Annotated in this window: 20 protein-coding genes and 2 pseudogenes; 9 read left to right on the top strand and 13 right to left on the bottom strand. The window is 51.5% G+C overall.

Annotated features, from left to right (window positions below; genetic code table 11):
• Positions 1-199: 199 nt before the first annotated feature.
• Positions 200-586 (bottom strand): hypothetical protein, encoded by a 387-nt coding sequence (locus tag E7747_RS02840; RefSeq protein ID WP_123614124.1) that lies wholly within the window; start codon positions 584-586, stop codon positions 200-202.
• 136 nt (positions 587-722) lie between these two features.
• Here E7747_RS02840 and E7747_RS02835 point away from each other — a divergent pair, with 136 nt between their 5' ends.
• The 4 genes from E7747_RS02835 (at position 723) to E7747_RS02820 (ending at position 3,511) form a co-directional block, all read left to right on the top strand.
• Positions 723-1,436 carry a pyridoxine 5'-phosphate synthase gene (locus E7747_RS02835; protein ID WP_136413969.1) on the top strand — a complete coding sequence of 238 codons (714 nt, stop codon included), beginning with the start codon at positions 723-725 and terminating at the stop codon, positions 1,434-1,436.
• Positions 1,437-1,534: 98 nt separating this feature from the next.
• Positions 1,535-2,191, top strand: a complete 657-nt coding sequence (locus tag E7747_RS02830; RefSeq protein ID WP_228449301.1) for a MotA/TolQ/ExbB proton channel family protein — start codon at positions 1,535-1,537, stop codon at positions 2,189-2,191.
• A gap of 32 nt (positions 2,192-2,223) precedes the next feature.
• Complete coding sequence (locus E7747_RS02825) at positions 2,224-2,661, top strand: ExbD/TolR family protein (protein ID WP_123614127.1); 438 nt, start codon at positions 2,224-2,226, stop codon at positions 2,659-2,661.
• Positions 2,662-2,707: 46 nt separating this feature from the next.
• The gene (locus E7747_RS02820; RefSeq protein WP_136413967.1) at positions 2,708-3,511 is read left to right on the top strand and encodes an energy transducer TonB; all 804 of its coding nucleotides are present in this window, start codon (positions 2,708-2,710) and stop codon (positions 3,509-3,511) included.
• 103 nt (positions 3,512-3,614) lie between these two features.
• On the opposite strand, the gene E7747_RS02815 is transcribed toward E7747_RS02820, so the two are convergent.
• The 7 genes from E7747_RS02815 to E7747_RS02785 form a co-directional block, all read right to left on the bottom strand.
• On the bottom strand, positions 3,615-3,983 hold the full coding sequence (locus tag E7747_RS02815; RefSeq protein ID WP_136413965.1) for a YraN family protein: 369 nt from the start codon (positions 3,981-3,983) through the stop codon (positions 3,615-3,617).
• Between the two features lie 31 nt (positions 3,984-4,014).
• On the bottom strand, positions 4,015-5,202 hold the full coding sequence (obgE, locus tag E7747_RS02810; protein ID WP_136413963.1) for a GTPase ObgE: 1,188 nt from the start codon (positions 5,200-5,202) through the stop codon (positions 4,015-4,017).
• 117 nt (positions 5,203-5,319) lie between these two features.
• Positions 5,320-6,375: a sugar phosphate nucleotidyltransferase gene (locus E7747_RS02805; RefSeq protein WP_123614131.1), complete on the bottom strand. Its 1,056-nt coding sequence runs from the start codon at positions 6,373-6,375 to the stop codon at positions 5,320-5,322.
• Positions 6,365-7,063 carry an acylneuraminate cytidylyltransferase family protein gene (locus E7747_RS02800; protein ID WP_123614132.1) on the bottom strand — a complete coding sequence of 233 codons (699 nt, stop codon included), beginning with the start codon at positions 7,061-7,063 and terminating at the stop codon, positions 6,365-6,367. The genes E7747_RS02805 and E7747_RS02800 overlap by 11 nt, the downstream gene beginning before the upstream one ends.
• A complete protein-coding gene (gene neuC / locus E7747_RS02795; protein ID WP_168185198.1) occupies positions 7,047-8,216 on the bottom strand; it encodes a UDP-N-acetylglucosamine 2-epimerase in 1,170 nt (389 codons plus the stop codon). Before neuC ends, E7747_RS02800 begins: the two co-directional genes overlap by 17 nt.
• A gap of 54 nt (positions 8,217-8,270) precedes the next feature.
• Complete coding sequence (locus tag E7747_RS02790) at positions 8,271-8,945, bottom strand: YggS family pyridoxal phosphate-dependent enzyme (protein ID WP_136413959.1); 675 nt, start codon at positions 8,943-8,945, stop codon at positions 8,271-8,273.
• Between the two features lie 55 nt (positions 8,946-9,000).
• Positions 9,001-9,447 carry a DUF4494 domain-containing protein gene (locus E7747_RS02785; protein ID WP_123614135.1) on the bottom strand — a complete coding sequence of 149 codons (447 nt, stop codon included), beginning with the start codon at positions 9,445-9,447 and terminating at the stop codon, positions 9,001-9,003.
• 370 nt (positions 9,448-9,817) lie between these two features.
• Here E7747_RS02785 and E7747_RS02780 point away from each other — a divergent pair, with 370 nt between their 5' ends.
• From E7747_RS02780 to E7747_RS02770, 3 genes are all read left to right on the top strand, one after another.
• The gene (locus tag E7747_RS02780; RefSeq protein WP_123614136.1) at positions 9,818-10,198 is read left to right on the top strand and encodes a DUF805 domain-containing protein; all 381 of its coding nucleotides are present in this window, start codon (positions 9,818-9,820) and stop codon (positions 10,196-10,198) included.
• Positions 10,199-10,382: 184 nt separating this feature from the next.
• The gene (locus tag E7747_RS02775) at positions 10,383-11,207 is read left to right on the top strand and encodes a DUF3822 family protein (RefSeq protein ID WP_136413957.1); all 825 of its coding nucleotides are present in this window, start codon (positions 10,383-10,385) and stop codon (positions 11,205-11,207) included.
• Entirely contained in the window at positions 11,198-11,755 is a 558-nt protein-coding gene (locus E7747_RS02770; protein ID WP_123614138.1) for an RsmD family RNA methyltransferase, read from the top strand. The genes E7747_RS02775 and E7747_RS02770 overlap by 10 nt, the downstream gene beginning before the upstream one ends.
• Before the next feature lie 115 nt (positions 11,756-11,870).
• Here E7747_RS02770 and hutI read toward each other — a convergent pair.
• From hutI to E7747_RS02745, 5 genes and pseudogenes are all read right to left on the bottom strand, one after another.
• Positions 11,871-13,108, bottom strand: a pseudogene (gene hutI / locus E7747_RS02765) (imidazolonepropionase).
• 9 nt (positions 13,109-13,117) lie between these two features.
• Positions 13,118-14,599 carry a histidine ammonia-lyase gene (hutH, locus tag E7747_RS02760; RefSeq protein ID WP_136413955.1) on the bottom strand — a complete coding sequence of 494 codons (1,482 nt, stop codon included), beginning with the start codon at positions 14,597-14,599 and terminating at the stop codon, positions 13,118-13,120.
• A 37-nt stretch (positions 14,600-14,636) separates the two neighbouring features.
• Positions 14,637-16,649: a urocanate hydratase gene (locus E7747_RS02755; RefSeq protein WP_136413953.1), complete on the bottom strand. Its 2,013-nt coding sequence runs from the start codon at positions 16,647-16,649 to the stop codon at positions 14,637-14,639.
• A gap of 13 nt (positions 16,650-16,662) precedes the next feature.
• A complete protein-coding gene (gene ftcD, locus E7747_RS02750; RefSeq protein ID WP_136413951.1) occupies positions 16,663-18,366 on the bottom strand; it encodes a glutamate formimidoyltransferase in 1,704 nt (567 codons plus the stop codon).
• A gap of 130 nt (positions 18,367-18,496) precedes the next feature.
• Positions 18,497-18,976, bottom strand: a complete 480-nt coding sequence (locus tag E7747_RS02745; RefSeq protein ID WP_136413949.1) for an Lrp/AsnC family transcriptional regulator — start codon at positions 18,974-18,976, stop codon at positions 18,497-18,499.
• 180 nt (positions 18,977-19,156) lie between these two features.
• Here E7747_RS02745 and E7747_RS02740 point away from each other — a divergent pair.
• Both E7747_RS02740 and E7747_RS02735 read left to right on the top strand, forming a co-directional pair.
• Positions 19,157-20,445, top strand: a pseudogene (locus E7747_RS02740) (O-acetylhomoserine aminocarboxypropyltransferase/cysteine synthase family protein).
• 261 nt (positions 20,446-20,706) lie between these two features.
• Positions 20,707-21,159 (top strand): GatB/YqeY domain-containing protein, encoded by a 453-nt coding sequence (locus E7747_RS02735; RefSeq protein ID WP_123614144.1) that lies wholly within the window; start codon positions 20,707-20,709, stop codon positions 21,157-21,159.
• The last annotated feature ends 18 nt before the right edge of the window (positions 21,160-21,177 follow it).

The raw sequence follows: 21,177 nt of genomic DNA, 5'->3' as shown, positions 1-21,177 counted from the left end.
AGAAGCGACGGTCTATGCGACAAAGATGTCGAGGGCTGCGAGACGGTCGAGAAGAGCTGTGATATGCCGGATGTCGCCAGGAGTCTGACGGCGCTTGCCGAAGATGGCTATTTTCATAAAATCAAGGTCGGGAGGCTGATTGGAAAATATTTTTAGTGCCGTGGATCACGGATTGAAAGCCGGAGGCCAAGGCGGTGTCTCAGATACCAAGATAGTGCATGAGTTCGTCGTAGCGAGAGCGCATGAGGGAGTCGTCGGCGAGAGGAGCGCCTTCGGCATCGACCACTTCGTAGCCGTAACGTTCGAGCGATCGTCCGACCGATTCAGGGTTGCGGTGGCTGACACGCAGCTCCGCGATAATGCGGTTGTCGAAATTCTCTCCGTCGGAAGTAATGTTGAGGTTCAGCAGGTGAGCGTCGCAGTCTTCGACCGCCCTTGCGATGCGCGATGCACTGTAGTCGCCACGGGGACAGGCAAGAAGAATGGTGCTGCTTTCCTCGACTGGAGGAAAGAGACGTTCAAGCCTGCTCGCCGGAGAGGCGGGAATTGTGACGTTTTGAACAGTTATGTCGTCTTTTCGGAGCAAATATTTCTAAATTTGGTTTTTCTGACTAATTTTGCATGCACAAAACCGTGTGTCGGTAAATGAGATGCAAATTTACTAATAATACTTTATAAAAAGAACCACTCAGACCGACAAAAAGATTACACTGCAAGGAAAAATGACAAATCTAAGCGTAAACATCAACAAGATAGCCACTTTGCGCAATGCGCGCGGAGAGAATGTCCCTGACCTTCTGAAAGTGGCTGCCGACTGTGAGGCATTCGGTGCGGACGGCATTACGGTGCATCCGCGTCCCGACGAGCGTCACATCCGTCGAGACGATGTATATCGTCTGCGGCCGCTGGTCAAGACAGAGTTTAACATCGAGGGTTATCCGTCGCCCGAGTTCATGGAACTCGTGATGCAGGTTAAGCCTGAACAGGTGACACTTGTCCCTGATGCGCCCGATGCTCTGACATCAAGTGCGGGCTGGAATGTCGGACAGCACATGGAGTTCCTTACGTCGATTGTCGACCGTCTGCGCGAGGGTGGTATCCGCTCGTCGATTTTTGTGGGTACTGATATCGAGAACGTGCAGCTTGCAGCCCGAACGGGCGCTGACCGCATCGAGCTTTACACCAAACCATACGCCGACCTCTATCCGGAGAATCCCGAAGCTGCGGTAGCTCCGTTTGTAGAAGCCGCCCACGCCGCTTTCTCCGCAGGTCTCGGTGTGAACGCCGGCCATGACCTCAGTCTGGTCAATCTCGCTTACTTCCATCGCAACATTCCCCGCCTGAGCGAAGTGTCCATAGGCCATGCGCTCATCTGCGACGCGCTCTATCTCGGGCTGGAGAAAACCATCAGGGAGTATAAGGAATGTCTGGTGTGACGAGGGTTAAGATTTAAATTATAAAGTTTTAAAGAGTTTAAGGTTAGGAAAAAGCTATGATTCAGCAGGAATTTGTCGATACGGTGGCAGGTGCCGCCATGAACTACGGTGAGGCGGTCACACAGGCAGCTGTGCAGGAACTGTCGGTCTGGGATCTAACTATGCGCGGAGGGTGGATTATGATTCCGCTTGCCATCCTGTCGCTGGTTTGCATATATATATTTGTGGAACGCTGTCTGGCTCTGCGCCATGCCCAGAAGGAAGATAATTCGTTCATGGACCGCATACGTGAATATATCCATGACGGCGAAATCGAGAGCGCCCGCCGTCTGTGTGCGAAAACTGACACACCATACGCGCGTCTTATCGGCAAGGGCATAAGCCGTATCGGCCGTCCGATGAACGATGTGCTCGTGACAATCGAAAACACGGGCAACATCGAGATTGCAACTCTTGAAAAGGGGCTTCCGTGGCTTGCCACTACTGCTGCCGGTGCGCCTATGATAGGCTTTCTCGGCACGGTTATCGGTATGGTTCAGGCATTCTATAATCTTGCCTCCGCCGGGTCGAGCGCGAATATCGCTGTCCTTGCCGACGGTATCTATGCCGCGCTTGTCACCACTGTCGCCGGTCTGATTGTCGGCATCATCGCTCTTTTTGCCTACAACTATCTTGTGGCGCGCATCAACAAGGTGATGAATGCCCTTGAAGCCAAGACAATGGAATTCATGGATCTTCTCAACGAGCCTGCCTGATTCACTGTCAAACCATATCCAACAGCATCACTATGGCTCTTAAACGACAAAATACCATGATGGCGACATTTTCGATGGCATCGATGACAGATGTCATCTTCCTGTTGCTGATTTTTTTCATGGTGACCTCTACGTTCGTATTTCCGACAGCCTTGGAGGTCAATCTGCCCCAAAGTTCCAAGCAGACGGCATTGAAACCGACCACGCGCGTCTATATTGACAAACATGGTGCGATCTACGCTACAGCCGATGAAAGCGAACCTGTGGAGATGGACATGGATTCGCTCCTCGCCTTTCTCGGAAATCAGGCTGCCAAACCCGACGGGGGCGAGGAATACATAGCCGTCTATGCCGACGAGGAGGTGACATACGGCGCGCTTGTGAAGGTGCTTGACCTCGGTGCGCAGAACAATCTGAAAATGGTACTCGCCACCAAGCCTGCGCCGACATCGGCGCGTCCGCGCAAGTGATACCATCCAATAAATACGCTCTAAAACAATTACTCATAACGCAATCATGTCAGACACCAAGAGTGACAGCCGTCACCGTTTGATAGCCCTGTTCGTCACCGTGGCTTTTCACGTAGCCGTGGCAGTGCTGCTCATCACGCTTTATCTTCAGCCTGTGGCTTCGGATATGGAGCGTAAGTGGCCTCCCGTGGATTCTTCGGAGGTGCTGTTCGGTGGCGAATATGTGATGGTGGGTGATCGCCCGGAGATTGCCGACAATACCGGTGAGCCGGCTTCGTCGGCAACGGAGGCTGAGGCTGTCCCCGCCCCGGAGGTCGAAGCGCTTGAAAATTCCGGTGAGGAAGCAAAGCCGGCTCCTGTCATAAGCAGCGAGCAGCCTTCGCCGGCAAAGGTAGAGAAGAAGCCTGTCCCGGAGAAGAGTGGCCCGACAAAGGCTGAGATTGAAGCAGCCGAGAAGGCAAAGCGTGAGCAGGAAACCCGTCAGGCCATAGCCGGAAAGGTGAAATTCGGCCAGACCGGCACGGGGACAAAGGCCGGAAATGCCGGAAGTCCCGACGGAAACGCTTCGGTCGGTGCTGTGAACGGAAGTCCCGGCTTTAATCTCAAAGGCCGTACACTTGCGGACTGGCATAGACCTGCGGCCGCTCCTTTAGGCACTATCACAATCAGGGTCAGTGTCAACCGTCAGGGTAAGGTGACATCGGCAAGCTACATGTCAGGCACAGGTGCGGCTGCTGCAAGCCAGACCGCCCGACAAAGCTGTGTGCAGGCAGCCTTGCGCTCGCAATTCTCTGTTGATGAGGATGCGCCTCCTTCACAGACAGGCTCTATTACCTATAACTTCAAGTGATTCTATCAATCCGTTTTGAAATATTCCAAAAATAATCAGCGGCCCTGACTTTCAATATAGCGAAAGTCAGGGCCGCTGATTATGTTATGTAGAAAAGACAATCCTATCTGTTGTTTAATGTCGGTAAGAAGGCATCCGGGATATGTTCGACCGTAAAATCCGACGGATTACCGATTACGAGCACGATGTCAAACCGGGGTTCGAGCGGTATGTCGTATGAATTCATATAGGCATCAGCCGCACGTGTCAGCCGGCTGCGCTTACGCTTGTCAATGGCATCGGCCGGGTCAGTGAAGTCGGTCGCACGGGTCTTGACCTCGACAAAACAGATATTGTCGTCCTTCATAGCGATGAAGTCAATCTCGCTTCCTGCAATCCGGATATTCTCACCGCTGATAGCGTAGCCCTGCGTCAGAAGAAATTCGCGTGCTACGCTTTCTCCCCACTTGCCAAGTTCGTTATGGTCGGCCATATATTATTATATGGTAGTGCAAACCTTGTTTTTAGCCTTCGTATTCGTCTTCGTCGAGCATTTCATACCCGTAGTCCTCGCCTTCGAAATCCTCATCGTCGAGGTATTCTTCATCATCCTCTGGCATTGAGGGGACATTTTCAAAGATGAATTCGTCTTCCTCACGCACACGATGGTGTCCGTCGAGCGGACGGTGGGTGATCGGAGCGGCTTCGATACGGTTGCGCTCATCGGTTATCTCAGCCCAAAGCATGTCTTTAAGCTCTGTAAGTCCCATGCCGGTGACTGCTGAGATGAAGATATGCGGCACACCTTCGGGGAGTGTCTTTTCAATCTCCTGCATTAGCTCGTCGTCGAGCATGTCGCTTTTGGAGATGGCGAGCACACGCGGTTTGTCGGCAAGCTGAGGATTGAACTGCTCCAGCTCCCCGACGAGTATGTCGTATTGAGCCTTGATGTCGTCGGCATCGGCCGGAACCATAAACAGAAGCACGGCGTTGCGCTCGATGTGACGGAGGAAGCGGAGTCCGAGCCCCTTGCCTTCGCTCGCGCCTTCGATGATGCCGGGAATGTCGGCCATGACAAACGATCTGTTGTCGCGGTAGGAGACGATGCCGAGCTGAGGTTCCATTGTCGTGAACGGGTAGTCGGCGATTTTCGGCCGGGCGGCTGAGATTGATGAGAGCAGTGTCGATTTGCCGGCGTTGGGAAATCCGACAAGGCCGACATCGGCGAGTAGCTTCAGCTCCATGATGATTGACTTCTCGATGGCAGGTTCACCTGGCTGTGCATAGCGCGGTGTGCGGTTGGTCGCACTTTTGAAATGCCAGTTGCCTAGTCCGCCGCGTCCGCCGCGGAGGAGCTTCACTTCCTCGCCGTCTGAGGTCACTTCGCAGAGAAATTCACCTGTCTCCGCATCAAATACAACTGTTCCGCATGGAACATCGACGATTACATCTTCACCGTCTTTGCCAAACGAACGGCCGCCGGATCCACTCTGACCGTTTCCGGCAAAGATGTGGCGGCGATAGCGCAGCGGAAGCAATGTCCACATGTGGGAGTTGCCACGGAGGATGATATGGCCGCCACGGCCACCGTCGCCACCGTCAGGACCTCCTTTGGGGACATATTTCGCACGATAGAAATGCCTTGAGCCGGCACCGCCTTTGCCTGAGCGACAGAGGACTTTTACATAGTCTATGAAGTTGGAATCAGCCATGTGAGCGGACTATTATATTGTGTTTGATGATTATATATTTATAGGTGTAAAACAAATTTGAGGAGCGAAAAGATTTTTAGGGCTTCCGGGATGGAATATTGGCGGAGACCTGCCGGATCAGGCTTCAAGGGTCTGCTGAAGATGACGCATCAGTTCGCGTGCATGAGCGAAGTCAACAGGGGTACCTACGTCGATCCAAGTCCCGTTTATCGGGAAATAGCTTACGGTCCGTCCCTCGGTGAGCGCACGTTCGATGAGGTCTGTCGCATCGGTGCGTTCGTTGCTGCTTAATGACCTGAGCAGATCGTTGGAGAATATATAGATGCCGGCATTGGCGTAGTAGGCATACGACGGTTTCTCCTCAAGAGCCGTGACGCGTTGGCCGTCTGTCTCAAGAATCGCGTAGGGTACGGATATATTGTAGGGGACAGCTGCGATTGTTATGTCGGCTTTCTCATTGCGGTGATGGAGATACAGGTCTTCGAATGAGATTGTGGTCAGCAGGTCGGAGTTCATTACGATTGTCTCACCTTCGGCGGGTATGTCGACAAGCGAGGCAGCCCCGATAGTTCCAAGAGGCCGATTTTCGCGGACACACTTTACGTTGATTCCGGCTACAGGTTGAGAGAAATGTTCTTCGAGCTGTTCGGCAAGATAGTTGACAGTGACATTTACATTCTCTATGCCGACTGATGCGAGAGCCTCGATGTTGTAGTCGATTATTGCTTTACCGCCTATTTCCAGCAGTGGTTTTGGTGTCGTGAGTGTCAGGGGGCGGAGGCGTTCGCCTTTGCCTCCTGCCATTAGGATGGCGCTTACCGGGAGCACCGTCTTTGTCACGCGGGTGTCGATAAGACGGCATAGTTTACCGTCAGAGTCAAGCACAGGGATAAGCGACAGGCGGTGTCGGCGCAGTTTTCGCAGTGTGTCTGGATTGACTTCTCCTTCACGAAGGAAACGGAAGTTGCGGAACATTGCATCAGCCACAGGTGCGTCGAGGGTGACACCTTGCAGCAAGGCGCGCCGCACGTCGCCGTCGGTAAGCGTGCCAGCCATACGCCCGTCTCTGTCGGTCACAATGAGTGTCATCACAGCTCCAGAGAGGTCGTTGAGCCGGCTGATAGCGGTGATGAGAGGCGCGTCGTCGGTGATGATATGTCTGTCAATTTGCATCTTCCATGATTTTTTCGGTTATAAGCCAGTCGAGAGGAGTGTCAAGGTCGACCGATCTGCTGCGTGGCATTTCGTATGGAATCCTGTGCGGGAATTGGCCGAGGGGCATCCGGCGGATTGAATCGGGATTTATGACATAGACTGCGCCGTTGAACTGCCATGCCTTTGGTGCGTCCTGACGGCGTGTGAAGCGACCGTCGCCTTTGGAGACGTGCAGCAAACCGTCGGCGGAGCATTCAAAGCAGTCATAATATGGGTTGCAGGCTGCCTCGGTGACTGTCACCACCATGTCGGTGTCGGGTGTGTAAAGTTTGAGGCATCCTTCCACATCATTGACGGTGCGCAGGGGGGATGTCGGCTGTAGCAACACCACTTTGTCGTATGCTATTCCGTTTTTGTCTGCCCAGTCCATAGCGTCTATTATGACTTCGCGTGAACCGACCTTGTCACCTCCGAGTTCTGGTGGACGGCGGTAGTCGACCGGGAGTCCTGTCGCTTGGGCCACACTGCGTATCTCATCGTCATCGGTCGAGACTATGATGTGACTGTCGGGCGACAGTGCGCGCGCCACTTCGATGGAGTAGTGGATCAGAGGCTTACCGCGCAAAGGCTTTATGTTTTTGCGTGGTATTCCTTTGCTGCCTCCACGAGCCGGAATGATGAAGAGAGTGTTATTGCGGTATGTCATAAAATTTCTTGTTTCGCAGAGAGTCGAGTGGAGTTTCGGCAATGGCTTTGACCATTATGTCGAGAGTATCAGGCCGGAAGTACGGGTTTTCAGCTTGGCGGGCACGTTTCTGTCCGGCGGGACTGAGGGCATATCTGATGGCTTCTGTAATTTCCTCGGCAGAATCGCCACAGTGAATGACACTATCGCCGCAAAGGCGTCCGCGCTGGCGCATGCCGATGTCGACTGTCGGTATTCCCATTGAGGGAACTTCGACAATGCCGCTCGATGAGTTGCCTACGACTGCGCTGACACATCGTAGTGCCGAAAGGTAGCGGAGTTTGCCAAGCGATGGAATCACCTTCACGCGCTCGGGGTGCAGCCTTGCATAAGCCTCGATCCTGTCGATAATGATTCGGCCGCGCGAGTCGTTGTTGGGATATGTGATGATGACGTGTGAATCCGGGAAACGGTCAAGCGCCTGTAAAAGAGCGTCGCAATGTGTTGCCGGATCTTCGTCGTCGAGTGTTGCCGGATGGTATGTCACGAGCATTGAGCCTTCGGGCAGTGTGATGCCTACGGACTCTTCCAGCTGCTTTCGGCCCATTAGCTGCTCGTGCATTATATTATAGACTCCTATCGCCCCGGTGTTTATGACCAACCGAGGGTCTTCGCCCATTGCGATTACCCGCTTGCGGTAAGGTTCGGTCGCTGTAAGATGCAGTGCCGACATTTTGGTGATGGCGTGGCGGATGCTGTCGTCTATAGCGCCTTCCGAGATTTCGCCGCCAGCAATATGGACTATCGGGATGCGTAGCATGAGGGCAGCTGTCGCAGTGGCGAGCATCTCGAATCGGTCGCCGAGTATTACGATAATGTCCGGGCTTAGTTTTTCGAGTTCACGGGACATACCGTCCATACATACGGCCATTGCGCTTACAGCCCCGGCGGGGGTGTCGGTCGAATCCGGCATCCCTACGCAGACAGGGTCTGTGAATCCGTCGGCTTTGATTTCGTCAATAGTATGTCCATAGCGTTCGCTAAGGTGCATGTTTGTCGCGAGAATGTCGACTTGGCAGTCTTTACGTGAAGCAAGGCTGCGTGCAATCCCGCTGAGTAATCCCCAGTCGGCACGAGTTCCGGTTGCGATTGCTATTTTTCTGACAGAAACCAAATTATAGAAAGTAATAAGGAGGTTAAGGATAAAAGATTGAGAAGATTGGTGAGCTTAGTATTCGCGTTCGCCGAAAATCGAAGTGCCGACACGGATCATGTTGCTTCCTTCGTCGACAGCGATTGTCCAGTCATGGCTCATGCCCATGCTGATGGTGTCGAAACTTTCGTGTTCGGACATGACGCCTGATTTCAGCCTGTCGAATGTGTTGCGGATTTCATGGAAGTCCTTGCGGATGCGTTCCTCGTCGTCCACATTCGATGCCATTCCCATCACTCCGCGGATTTCAACACCTTCGAGTGATGACAATAGTTCCGGCGTGACAAAATCAATCAGCTCTTCAGGAGTAAAGCCAAATTTTGTCTCCTCCTGTGCGACATGAAGCTGTAGCAGCACGCCTATACGACGGTCGGTCTTTATGGCCTCGGTATCGACGGCGCGCAGCAGACGTTCGGAATCGATGCTGTGGATCATCGAGACACATGGAATGACTTTGCGGACCTTATTGGTCTGAAGATGCCCTATGAAATGCCATTCGATATCAGCCGGGAGTTCCTTGGCCTTGGCTTCAAGTTCGAGTGCGCGGCTTTCGCCAAACACACGTTGTCCGGCTCTGTAGGCTTCCTGCAAAGCCTCGGCCGGATGAAATTTCGACACGGCTACGAGTTCGACTCCTGTCGGAATAGATTCGCGCAGTCGTTGCAGATTTTTGCTGACAGAGCCTGACATTATGGTGGATATATTATTAAAAATGATTTGTTATACGGGCTGGGATGTGGAAAAATCAAGCTTCCTTGCTTTCTCCGCTGAGGTTTGCGTCATAGACATCCATGATGAGAGTCTCTTGGATTGTATTGATTTCAAAATCGGCCATAGTGCCCTTCATGCCTTCCATGAAGTTGTCGAAAGCCTCCTTGAATGAATCGGCAGCCACGAGAATCTGTGAGATTGATTTTTTCTCGACAGCGGTCTTTTCGTCAAGAGTGATGAATGCAACTTTGACGAGATACCATTTGTCGCCTGTTCTTTCGCGGAAAATTTCGGCAATTTTGGTACGCTTCACAGCTGAAACCGAAAACTCTGACGTAAAATGTGATATTTCTTCTGAAATACGGGCTTCTGCTTCGGTAAACGAAAGCGCGTCAACCATATAAGCTTCAGTCACTTTTTTGATAGCGCCGTTTTCCATTGTCTTGTCATAGCGGACTTTAGTTTCAAACCAATTTGCCATAATTTTACTTTTTTCTGTGTATTTTCGATGTTTGTTTTCAATTAATACTCAAGGGTGCAAAGTTAGCTAAAAAGCGTGAATTTTTGAGCTGCAATAAGGAAAAAGAGTTGCGGAGATGGTAAATTTTAGATTGCGCATGATTGTCAGAAGATGGCCGGAATCAATTGAAATAAACAATCGGTTGCCCTGCTCCCCCGGCTGAACATTCTTTAGATTTTATATGTAAGTATATTGATTGGAATCCGATTAAAATTCGTATATTTGCTTATCAACGGTATTTGTTTCCGGTCTGGCCCGGAAGATAGCTGTTCATGATAGGTAATGTTACAATAAAATAATACTATAAGTACAAACCTCTAAACTCAATCTCATGTATCAACGTCAACTTTCATTCGGCGAGGCAGTGACAAAGGCGCTGACCGTCAATTACTGCAATTTCGAAGGGCGTGCGTCCCGTTCGGAATACTGGTGGTTCTTTCTGTTTAATTTTATTGCAGGACTTGTGATAGGAGCTGTTTTTGTCTGGAGTGAGACCTTGGAATATCTTGTCAGCGGCTTGTTCTCTTTGGCTATGCTGCTGCCGGGACTCGGACTGTCTGTGCGCCGTCTGCATGATACCGGACGTTCTGGATGGTGGATTTTTATCAATGTCATACCGTTGATCGGCCAGTTGATTTATCTGTATTTCACAGTGCAACCGAGCCAGAACGTGCCGAATAAGTGGGGTGGTGTCCCTAATCTTGTGGCATAGACAAAATGGTTTTGGATTAACTTATCTATCCCATGCGTGGTGTTAACTTTGCATGGGATTGATTTTCTGCATGTGTCTGCGCTTTGCCTTCCATCCAATGTCCCGGCCCGTCTGAAAAACTTCATCGCCTTTTTGCGGAATCTGAGTTTTTTGACTAATTTTGCTTCTCACTAACCACTATCCAATGGCACACGAAGCTTTAAGCGACAAGATTGAAACCCCTGAACTATGGAATCTGCTGCTGCGTATCAGCCGAGATGCGCTGCATGTGGTGATATATTCGATTGTTGAGGATAATTCATTGGTCTACCGACGTTTTAATCTCGACACGGCTTCTTCGTCGTGGATTGGCGCGCTCCAGAATGTCATCTATGACAATCCGGCTATATTGAGCGATTTCCGTCGCGTATATTGTGTGGTCGAGACTGATAAATATCTTATTGTGCCTTCGGAGTGCGAGTCGGAATCAGACCGCTGTCTGCTTTTCGGGACGGCTTTTCCCGGCAGCGGCCTTGAAATGGCTGTTGATGACACTGCGACACACAATGCCATAGCTCTCACAGCTATAGAACCGGAATTGAGAGGTTTTATAAACCGCACGTTCCAACGAGTGTCAATTGTGAGTCACATCGCATCGTTGTGCCGTTATGCCACCCTCAATGGCAGTCATGGCAATAAGGTGAGGATGATAGCGAATCTGCATGAACGGTCGGTGGATGTAATCGTAATCGACGGCAGAAGGCTTATGCTTGCCAATACTTTCGCTTATGACAAGCCGGATGATGCAGCATATTATCTTCTTGCCGTCCGTCAGCGGCTCGGGCTGGATGCACACAATGATGAACTTTTTCTTGCCGGCGATCAGGCTTGCCGTGAGGAAATAATGCCTATGTTGCGCAATTTTGTGGCGCGGGTGATGCCGATCATATTTCCGCCACAGATGTTTAAGGCGGGCAAAGAAGCCATGCTTGTCCCGTTTGATCTCATAACTTTACCGCTATGCGAATAATCAGAGGAAAATACGGTCGCCGTCGTTTCAGCGTCCCGACCAATATAACGGCACGTCCGACAACGGATTTTGCTCGTGAGAATATATTTAACGTGATTGAAAATCTTGTCGATCTCGAAGGTCTGAAGTGTCTTGACCTTTTTGCCGGGACCGGTGCTGTAAGCTTCGAACTGCTCTCGCGTGGGGCGGCTTCGGTGACTTCTGTTGAAAAATCGGCTACTCAGGCGCGTTTCATAGAGAAAGTGAAACAGGAGCTGAATGACCGCAATCTGCATCTGTTGCGAACCGATGCGTTGCGCTATATCCGGGATTCTTCCACAAGCTTTGATTTCGTGTTTGCCGATCCGCCCTATGATCTCGACGGTTTCGGCGACATTCCTCAGATGGTGCTCGAATCAAGACTGCTGCATCCGGGAAGCATATTCATTATAGAGCACTCCAAGAAATATGACTTTTCAAGTCTTCCCCATTTCATTGACCACAGGGCCTATGGTTCTGTAAATTTCTCAATCTTCAAAATCCCTGAGGAAAACGAGACCGCCGACTGAAAGAAGGAGGACACACAAATCCACAAATGGCAGAAATGACATATTCTCGGTCCGTAAGGAAATATGAAAACGGACAAATAGGTCATTTCTGCCATTTGTGGATTTGTGTGGACGTTTAAAACTTCACTTCTTTACCTTTAATATAGGTGTGGGTTATTACGGGAGTAGCGTAGGCGTAGGGATAGAAGTCGATTGACGGCATAGGGCGGGTGATATAGAAATTGGCTATTTTCCCGGGGCTATCGAACCGTAGTCTCTGCTCTCGCCCATTGCATACGCACCGTTGATAGTGGTGGCGTTTATGGCCTGTGATGGCGAAAGTTTCATCTTTATACATCCGAGTGACATGACCATGCGCATGTTGCCCGAGGGCGATGAACCGGGATTGTAGTCGGAGGCCAGAGCGAGGATAGCTCCGCTCTCGATTACTTTCCGAGCCGGTCCGTAAGGCATGCCGAGGAAAAAAGAAGCCCCCGGCAGCATTGTGGCTACTGTCTGATTCTGACTCAATAGCGCTATTTCCTCTTCGCCGATACGTTCGAGATGGTCGACGGACAGTGCGCCGTGTTTTACTCCGATCTGAACGCCTCCGGATATGGCAAGTTCGTTGGCATGGATTTTCGGGCGCAGCCCGTAGCGTGACGCAGCGGTGAGAATACGGTCGGTATACTCCACGGTAAAGAATCCGGCATCGCAGAACACATCTACGAATTCGGCAAGACCTTCGGCTGCCACAGCCGGAATCATTTCATCGCAGACTAAGCTCACATACTCGTCCTGTCGTCCGGCAAAGGCACGCCCTACGGCATGAGCGCCGAGAAACGTAGCTTTGACTTTCATCGGCGTGCTTTCGGCGATGCGGGCTATCACGCGGAGCATCTTAAGTTCGTCGGCGGTTGTGAGTCCGTAACCGCTTTTGATTTCGACACATCCTGTGCCCATTGCCATGATTTCGCGTACACGTGTCATTGCCTGATTGTAAAGCTCATCTTCCGATGTTTCGTGGAGAAGATCGGCTGAATTGAGGATTCCTCCGCCACGTCTGGCGATTTCCTCATAGCTTAGTCCATTGATTTTGTCGATAAACTCGCGTTCGCGGCTTCCGGCATAGACAATGTGAGTGTGCGAATCACAGAACGACGGGAATACATAGCCTCCGCCGGCATCCGCAACCTCTTCATCAGGTTCGGCCACCGGGCATTCGTCCATCTTGCCGAACGATAAGAAACGTCCGTCGCGGATGCGGAGCCATGCGTTTTCGATTGTGTTTATGCGGTTCATATCTTTCCCGCGAAGGAAAGGAGTGTCCCCGCCGTCGACTCCGACGAGGACACCGATATTACGTAGAAGCATATCCGTTCATTAAGGGTTTGTACGCAGGAAATCGACCGATGCGGCTATATAAGGCGACATTACAGTGTCGTTGTCGATAAATGGGATAAGTCTGCGGTAGGCTTCATGCCATTTTTCAAGTTCAGGCGAGGTTTTCATCGGACGGCGGAGGTCAAGCGCCTGGGCTGCGTTGAAAAGTTCGATTGCAAGGACACGTTCGGTATTGTCGACGACGCGACAAAGTTTCGTAGCTGAATTGCCACCCATCGAGACGTGGTCTTCCTGCCCTTGCGACGAGGGAATCGAATCGCAGCTTGTCGGCCAGCATAGTCCTTTGGACTGATTGACTATTGAGGCTGCGGCATATTGTGGAATCATGAAACCGCTGTTGAGGCCGGGATTTGCAACGAGGAACGGCGGCAGTCCGCGCGCACCTGAGATCAGTCGGTAGATGCGGCGTTCGGAGATACTTCCAAGCTCGGCGAGTGCAAGTGCGAGATAATCCATCGGAAGAGCGATAGGCTCTCCGTGGAAATTACCGGCCGACACGATGATGTCTTCTTCGGGGAAGATTGTCGGATTGTCGGTCGGCGAGTTGATTTCAGTCTCGATTATATTGCCTGTGTAGTCGAGAGCGTCTTTCACAGCTCCGTGGACCTGAGGCATGCAGCGGAACGAGTAGGGGTCTTGAACATGCTTCTTATATTGCCTTATAAGTTCGCTTCCTTCGAGATGCGCGCGCACGGCTCTGGCCGTGGCAAGCTGTCCCGGATGTGGGCGGACAGCATTGACCGAGTCGCCGAACGGGTCGATACGGCCGTCGAACACATCGAGCGAGAGCGCTCCAATCTTGTCGGCGAGCGCGCTGAGACGACGGGCGTTGAGGATGGCATAGACGGCGTGTGACGACATGAACTGCGTTCCGTTCAGAAGGGCGAGTCCTTCTTTCGATACGAGTTTCACAGGTTTCCAGCCCTTTTCCTCAAGCACTTCGGCTGCGGGACGTATCTCACCTTTATATAATACTTCTCCAAGACCGAGCAGAGGCAGGCACATGTTGGCGAGCGGGGCGAGGTCGCCCGAAGCTCCGAGCGAACCGAGCTGATAGATTACCGGCAGGACATCGTCGTTGAAGAAGTCAACAAGTCGCTGCACCGTCGACAGCTGCACTCCTGAATTGCCGAATGAAAGCGACATTATTTTGGTGAGCAGCATGATTTTCACAATCATAGGGTCGACTTTTTCGCCACAGCCGCAGGCGTGTGACTTCACAAGGTTTTCCTGAAGTGTCGAAAGGTCCTGAGTGTCGATAGAAATGTTACACAGTGAGCCGAAGCCGGTGGTTATGCCATAGATTGGATGGTCGCATTCGCTGATTTTGTCGTCAAGATAACGGCGGCAGCGTGTGATGCGCTCCACTGATTCCTCGCTTAGAGCGAGACGCATGTTCTTGGTGATGATTTCCCCGACGCGCTCGATTGTGAGGCGTTCGGGACTGATATAATGTATCATTTTCGGATTAGTCTAAGGTTATTCGTTTTTCTGTTTGTCATTTGAATGCCTCGCCGATCACGGAGTCGTCGGCGATGTTTGGGAGGGTAACGCGCAGCAGCGGAGTGCGCTCCATTTCGCGCTTTATAGCGGATATGGCACCTTCGTTGCGTGCCCATGACCGGCGTGCGATACCGTTGTTCACGTCCCATAGGAGCATTTCGTCAATGTGGCGGGCTGAATCGTCGCTTCCGTCGATGACCATGCCGAAACCGCCGTTGATTACCTCGCCCCAGCCGACACCTCCGCCGTTGTGTATTGAAACCCATGTAGCGCCACGGAAAGAGTCGCCTATGACGTTGTGTACGGCCATGTCGGCTGTATACTGCGAACCGTCGTAGATATTCGATGTCTCGCGGTAGGGGGAGTCTGTACCCGAAACGTCGTGGTGGTCGCGTCCGAGCACTATCGGTGCTGATATTTCACCCCGGGCTATTGCATCGTTAAAGGCTCGTGCGATTTTGGTGCGCCCCTCACAGTCGGCATACAGGATTCGCGCCTGAGAACCGACTACGAGTCTGTTGCGTCCGGCTTCGCGTATCCAGTGGATATTGTCGCGCAGTTGGCCTTTGATTTCCTCAGGCGCGCTCTTGAGTATTTCTTCAAGCACGTTTGCTGCGATTTCATCACTTTTTGCAAGATCGTCGGGATTTCCAGAGGTACATACCCAGCGGAATGGCCCGAATCCGTAGTCGAAGAAACTCGGTCCCATGATGTCCTGCACGTATGAAGGGTAGCGGAAAGTGCCGTCTTCCTTCATTATGTCAGCTCCCGCCCGTGATGATTCGAGAAGGAAGGCATTGCCGTAGTCAAAGAAATACATGCCGTTTTCGGTCAGCCGGTTGATTGCCTTGACCTGACGGCGCAGTGATTCCTGAACGTGGCGCTTGAATTCTTCCGGATTTCCGGCCATCATTGTCTTGGCCTCTTCGAAGCTCAGCCCGACGGGATAATATCCTCCGGCCCAAGGGTTGTGGAGCGATGTCTGGTCTGAGCCGAGATCCACTTTCACCCCGTCGTCGGCAAGGCGTTCCCATAGGTCTACAACATTGCCCTGATAGGCAAATGAGACTGCCTCGCGGTTCTTGCGTGCTTCGGCCACACGGACCATCAGGTCGTCGAGCGAGGTGTATACTTCATCGACCCAACCCTGACTGTGGCGTGTCTCGACAGCTTTTGGATTCACTTCGGCGGTAATGCTGACTACGCCCGCTATGTTTCCGGCCTTCGGCTGTGCGCCTGACATACCGCCGAGTCCGGCTGAGACAAACAGCATTCCTCCGAGGTCATGACTTCCTTCGGCGAGGCGTTTGCGTCCGGCGTTGAGGACGGTGATGGTTGTTCCGTGGACAATTCCCTGCGGGCCGATATACATATATGAACCGGCTGTCATCTGGCCGTATTGCGACACGCCGAGAGCGTTGAAACGCTCCCAGTCGTCAGGCTTGGAATAGTTAGGTATAACCATGCCGTTGGTGACGATTACCCGAGGGGCGTCGGGGTGTGACGGAAACAGTCCTAACGGATGGCCGGAGTACATTACCAGCGTCTGGGAATCTGTCATCTCCGACAGATATTTCATTGCCAGAAGATATTGGGCCCAGTTCTGGAACACCGCGCCGTTTCCTCCGTAAGTGATCAGTTCGTGCGGGTGCTGCGCCACACGGGGATCAAGATTGTTTTGAATCATCATCATGATTGCTGCCGCCTGACGGGAACGTGCAGGGTATGCGTCTATCGGCCGGGCATACATTTCGTAGTCGGGACGGAAACGGTACATGTAGATGCGTCCGTAGGTCTCAAGTTCGGATGCGAATTCTCCGGCAAGCTCGCGGTGGAGATGTCGAGGGAAATAGCGAAGAGCGTTTCTGAGAGCCAGTTTTTTCTCAGCCGGAGTCAATATGTCCTTGCGTCGTGGGGCATGGTTGACGCTTGTGTCATATTCTTTTGGCGCAGGGAGCGTGTCGGGTATGCCTGCGCCGACTGTCATTCGGAATTCTTCGTTAGTCATGGTTGGTATCGGCTTATCGGTTGAGTATTTCATTGACAGTCTCAAGTACTCTCGCTTCTGCGGCAATTGCTTCTGCTGCGATTTCTGCTGCCCGGGCTGTAAGGCGGTCCGCCTCGTCTCGGTTTTTGAGTGAGGCGGCATTTATGCGCACATTGAGCTGGGCCCCGAGTACCGCCGAGCGTGCGGCGAGCGCTCCGACTCCGGCATCGCTTACAGAGGCCGGATTTCCTGTGCGGGCCATTGATTCGAGCAAGGGGAAGACAGCGCAGGCTGTTTCCATTGTCGACAGCGGTATGCGTGTTGCATATAGAGTGGCATCTTCAATGGCGGCTGCGCGGGCTGCCTTTTCCTCTTCGCTTGATTTAGGCATCTTGAACGCATCCATGATGCGGTTGAAAGCCTCGGTGTCTTCGTCGACAAGGTGAAGGAGCTGCTGTAGGATTTCATGTCCCCTGTCGGCCTGATCGGAAAATTCTTTCCAACGGTCGTCCCATCCGGCTTTGTGTGCCGACAGGTTAGCCACCATAGTCCCGAGTGCGGCGGCAAGCGCTCCCATATAGGCCGATATCGAGCCGCCTCCGGGGGCGGGTGATTCGGATGCTGTCTCCTCGGCAAATTCCGTACATGTCATATCGGTGAGCTTTTTTCCTGCGTTTTTTTGCGCGATCATGAATTCAATCACCTTTTCTTCCGGCCGGAATGGCGTTAGTTCGTCAAGTCCCATTGACTTTACGGCCATGCGGATGATTTCATCCTCCGAAATACCTGTGGAGCGTTGCTGTTTGTGGAGGAAATATCGCCCGGCCTCGATAAGCGTGCGTTTGGGGACAAGACCTACAATCTCTGTACCTGTCACGCGCAGTCCGCGTGCGTTGGCCGCACGGCATACTTCATCGAAAGCTATATGTAGCGGTGTGACTGATATATCGGTGATGTTCATCGACACCTGTGCTATGCCATATTCGTCAATGAACCAGCCGATGGCTTTTGTCGCTTTGAGAGTCCCGGGCTGCATGATTGTGTTGCCGTCGGCATCTTTCAGCGGTTTACCGGTTATCTTTCCGCCCTCGCGCATCGGACGGCCTTTCTCGCGGACATCGAAGGCAATTGCATTTGCCCGTCGGGTCGAGGTTGTGTTGAGGTTGAAGTTGACGGCAATGAGGAAGTCGCGCGCACCGACAGTGGTTGCTCCGCTGCGGGCTGCTTTCTCGTCAAACGGGCGATCACCGAAATCAGGACCTTTGCCGGAATGGTTCATTTTTTCCGGAAGAGCTTCGTATTCTCCTTCACGGCAGACAGCGAGATTACGGCGTTCGGGTGTGAAGGCCGCTGCCTCATAGCAATAGGTCGGGATTTCAAGTTCGTCGGCTATGCGTTTTGCAAGTTTGCGTGCGAGTTCGGCACACTCTTCAAGCGTTATACCTGAGATTGGGATGAGAGGGCACACGTCGGTCGCACCCATGCGGGGATGAGCGCCGTGATGGCTGCGCATGTCGATAAGTTCTGCCGCGCGTTTGACACCTCTGAATGCAGCTTCGACCACGGCTTCCGGCTCGCCGACGAAAGTCACGACCGTGCGGTTTGTCGCCTCTCCCGGATCGACATCGAGCAGATTTATCCCCTTGACGCTTTTGATTGCGTCGGTGATGGATTTTATTACATTCTTGTCGCGTCCCTCGCTGAAATTAGGGACACATTCAATAATTCGTGTTTTCATGGAATGTAAAAATAAGTGATGGTATTGATTCTATAAAGTATGTATGCAAATTTAAATAATCGAAATCTAAGCGGCAAATTTCAGCGGAGACATTTTTGCGGTAATTGTGAAATTGTCAGTAAAATGCGGATTATTGTTCCGGCAAGGGAAGGAGATGGGTGTTTTTGACTTCACCGAGAACGAAGGAGCTGTTGAGCGAGCCGATACAGTCAAGGTCGCCGAGAATGCGGAGAAGAAATTTCTGATAAGATTTCATGTCGCGGGTATATATTTTGAGTAGAAAGTCATAATCTCCTGAAATATTGTAACATTCAGCGATTTCAGGTATGTTTTGGACTGCTTCCATTATACGCATGGCGTTTTCGCGTGTATGTTGTTTCAATTTGAGATAACAGAAAGCAATGAAGCCGCATTCAAGCTTTTCGGCGTTGAGCACAGCCATGTATTTAGTTATGTAACCGTCTCGTTCAAGGCGTTTCACCCGTTCGAAAGTCGGGGTGGGAGAGAGGTGGATGGCCGATGCGAGTTCTTTGACAGTAAGACGCGAATTGTTCTGAAGGGCACTCAGGATGCGTAGGTCTGTGGCGTCGAGAGTATAGGTCGATTTCATGATGAATGGCTTGATGAGAATAATATTCTGCTTAAAATGGGTGGAAAGTCTATTTTTTAGAATGTATGAGCTATGTATTTTGCAAATGTAGGGTAATTTTCTAAGTTTTTTATATATCTTGGATGAATATTTTGTCTGTCGTAATTTTGCCATCAGAAACAAACAAAAAACTATTGAATTATGGCAAAGAACAAACTTCATTTCGAGACGCTCCAGTTACACGTAGGACAAGAGAATCCGGATCCGGCAACCGACGCACGGGCTGTCCCCATATATCAGACTACATCCTATGTTTTCAGGGATTCGCAGCATGCTTCAGACCGTTTCGGACTGCGTGACCCGGGAAATATCTACGGACGTCTTACCAATTCTACACAAGGGGTGCTTGAAGAGCGTGTCGCGGCTCTTGAAGGCGGAGTCGCCGGACTTGCAGTTGCGAGCGGTGCGGCAGCTATCAGCTATGCGCTTGAAAACATAGTACAGGCAGGTGATCACATTTTGGCCGCCGACAATCTTTATGGCGGAAGCTACAACCTTATAGCCCATACATTCGCTCCGCGTGGTGTGGAAAGTGATTTTGTCGATGTAAGGGATCTCGCTTTTGTCGAACGTTCGATAAAGCCCAACACCAAGGTGCTCTTTGTTGAGACCTTCGGCAATCCCAACTGTGATGTCACCGACATTGACGCTCTTGCCGAAATAGCCCGCCGTCACAATATCCCGCTTGTTGTCGACAATACATTCGGAACTCCTTATCTCATTCGTCCTCTTGAACATGGAGCTGACATTGTGGTGCATTCCGCTACAAAATTCCTCGGCGGCCACGGTACAAGTCTCGGTGGTGTGATTGTTGACGGCGGCAGCTTTGACTGGAAGGCCTACCCGGATAAATTCCCGACTCTTGCAAAGCCTGATCCGAGCTATCATGGCACAGTTTTTGCAGATGTCGCAGGGCCGGCTGCTTTTGTGACCCGCATACGCGCCGTGCTTCTCCGCGATACCGGTGCGGCAATTTCTCCATTCAATGCCTTTATTCTGCTTCAGGGTGTGGAGACCTTGTCACTGCGTGTCGAGCGGCATGTGGAGAATGCTCTCAAGGTTGTGAATTTCCTTGCATCGCATCCAAAAGTCGCAAAGGTCAACCATCCCTCATTGCCGGAACATCCCGACCATGAACTCTATGACAAGCTTTTCCCCGCCGGCGGAGGAAGCATATTCACATTCGAAATCAAAGGAGGCCGGGAAGAAGCATGGCGCTTCATTGATTCATTGAAAATATTCTCGCTGCTTGCAAACGTGGCCGATGTAAAAAGCCTCGTCATCCATCCCTACACGACCACACATTCACAGCTCTCTCCCGAAGAACTTAAACGTCAGCACATATCCCCTCGACCGTGCGTCTGAGCATCGGTACGGAGCATATCGACGATATTATCGACGACCTTGCCGCTGCTCTGGATGAGGTGTGATATCATGGATTCAGCCACGTGCGGTGTCTGCGAAGCCACCGCACGTGCAACCTTTGCATTTCAGAAGGCCGGGAGGCTTGTTTTTTCTTTTTTATGCTGTTGCGTTGATTAAAATATTCAAAAATCTTGTAACTTTGCAGATAGATAGACAGGCTCTTCTGAATTTCGGATTCGGAAGTGCGCTTTTCTGTATTTTGTGCTTTAGGCCAAACAAATTAAACTCCTCACGTTTTTATACATAAAATTATTTTGAAAAAAGATATGGATTTATTTGAAAAGATTTCAGCCGATATAAAGTCTGCGATGCTTGCGCGCGAAAAAGTGCGTCTTGAGACTCTTCGCGGTATAAAGAAAGAATTTCTTGAAGCGAAAACCGCAAAAGGCGGCGACGGTTCGCTTTCTGACGAGGCTGCGACAAAGATTCTTGCCAAGATGGCGAAGCAGCGTCGTGAGACGGCTCAGATCTATGAAGAGCAGAACCGTCCGGAACTTCGCGACAACGAGCTTGCCGAGGCTGCCGTGATTGAAGAATATCTCCCGAAACAGCTCAGTGACGAGGAGCTTACAGCTGAACTGAAGAAAATCATTGCCGAGACGGGCGCGACATCACCCAAGGAAATGGGCAAGGTTATGGGCGTGGCTTCAAAGACGCTCGCCGGACGTGCTGACGGCAAGGTCATATCGGCCAAGGTCAGAGAGCTCCTTAACAATTGATCTCATAAACAGGATAAT

This window comes from Duncaniella dubosii, assembly GCF_004803915.1.
In the GTDB taxonomy this organism is placed as follows: Bacteria; Bacteroidota; Bacteroidia; order Bacteroidales; family Muribaculaceae; genus Duncaniella; species Duncaniella dubosii.
This window is presented reverse-complemented; position numbering and strand designations above follow the sequence as displayed.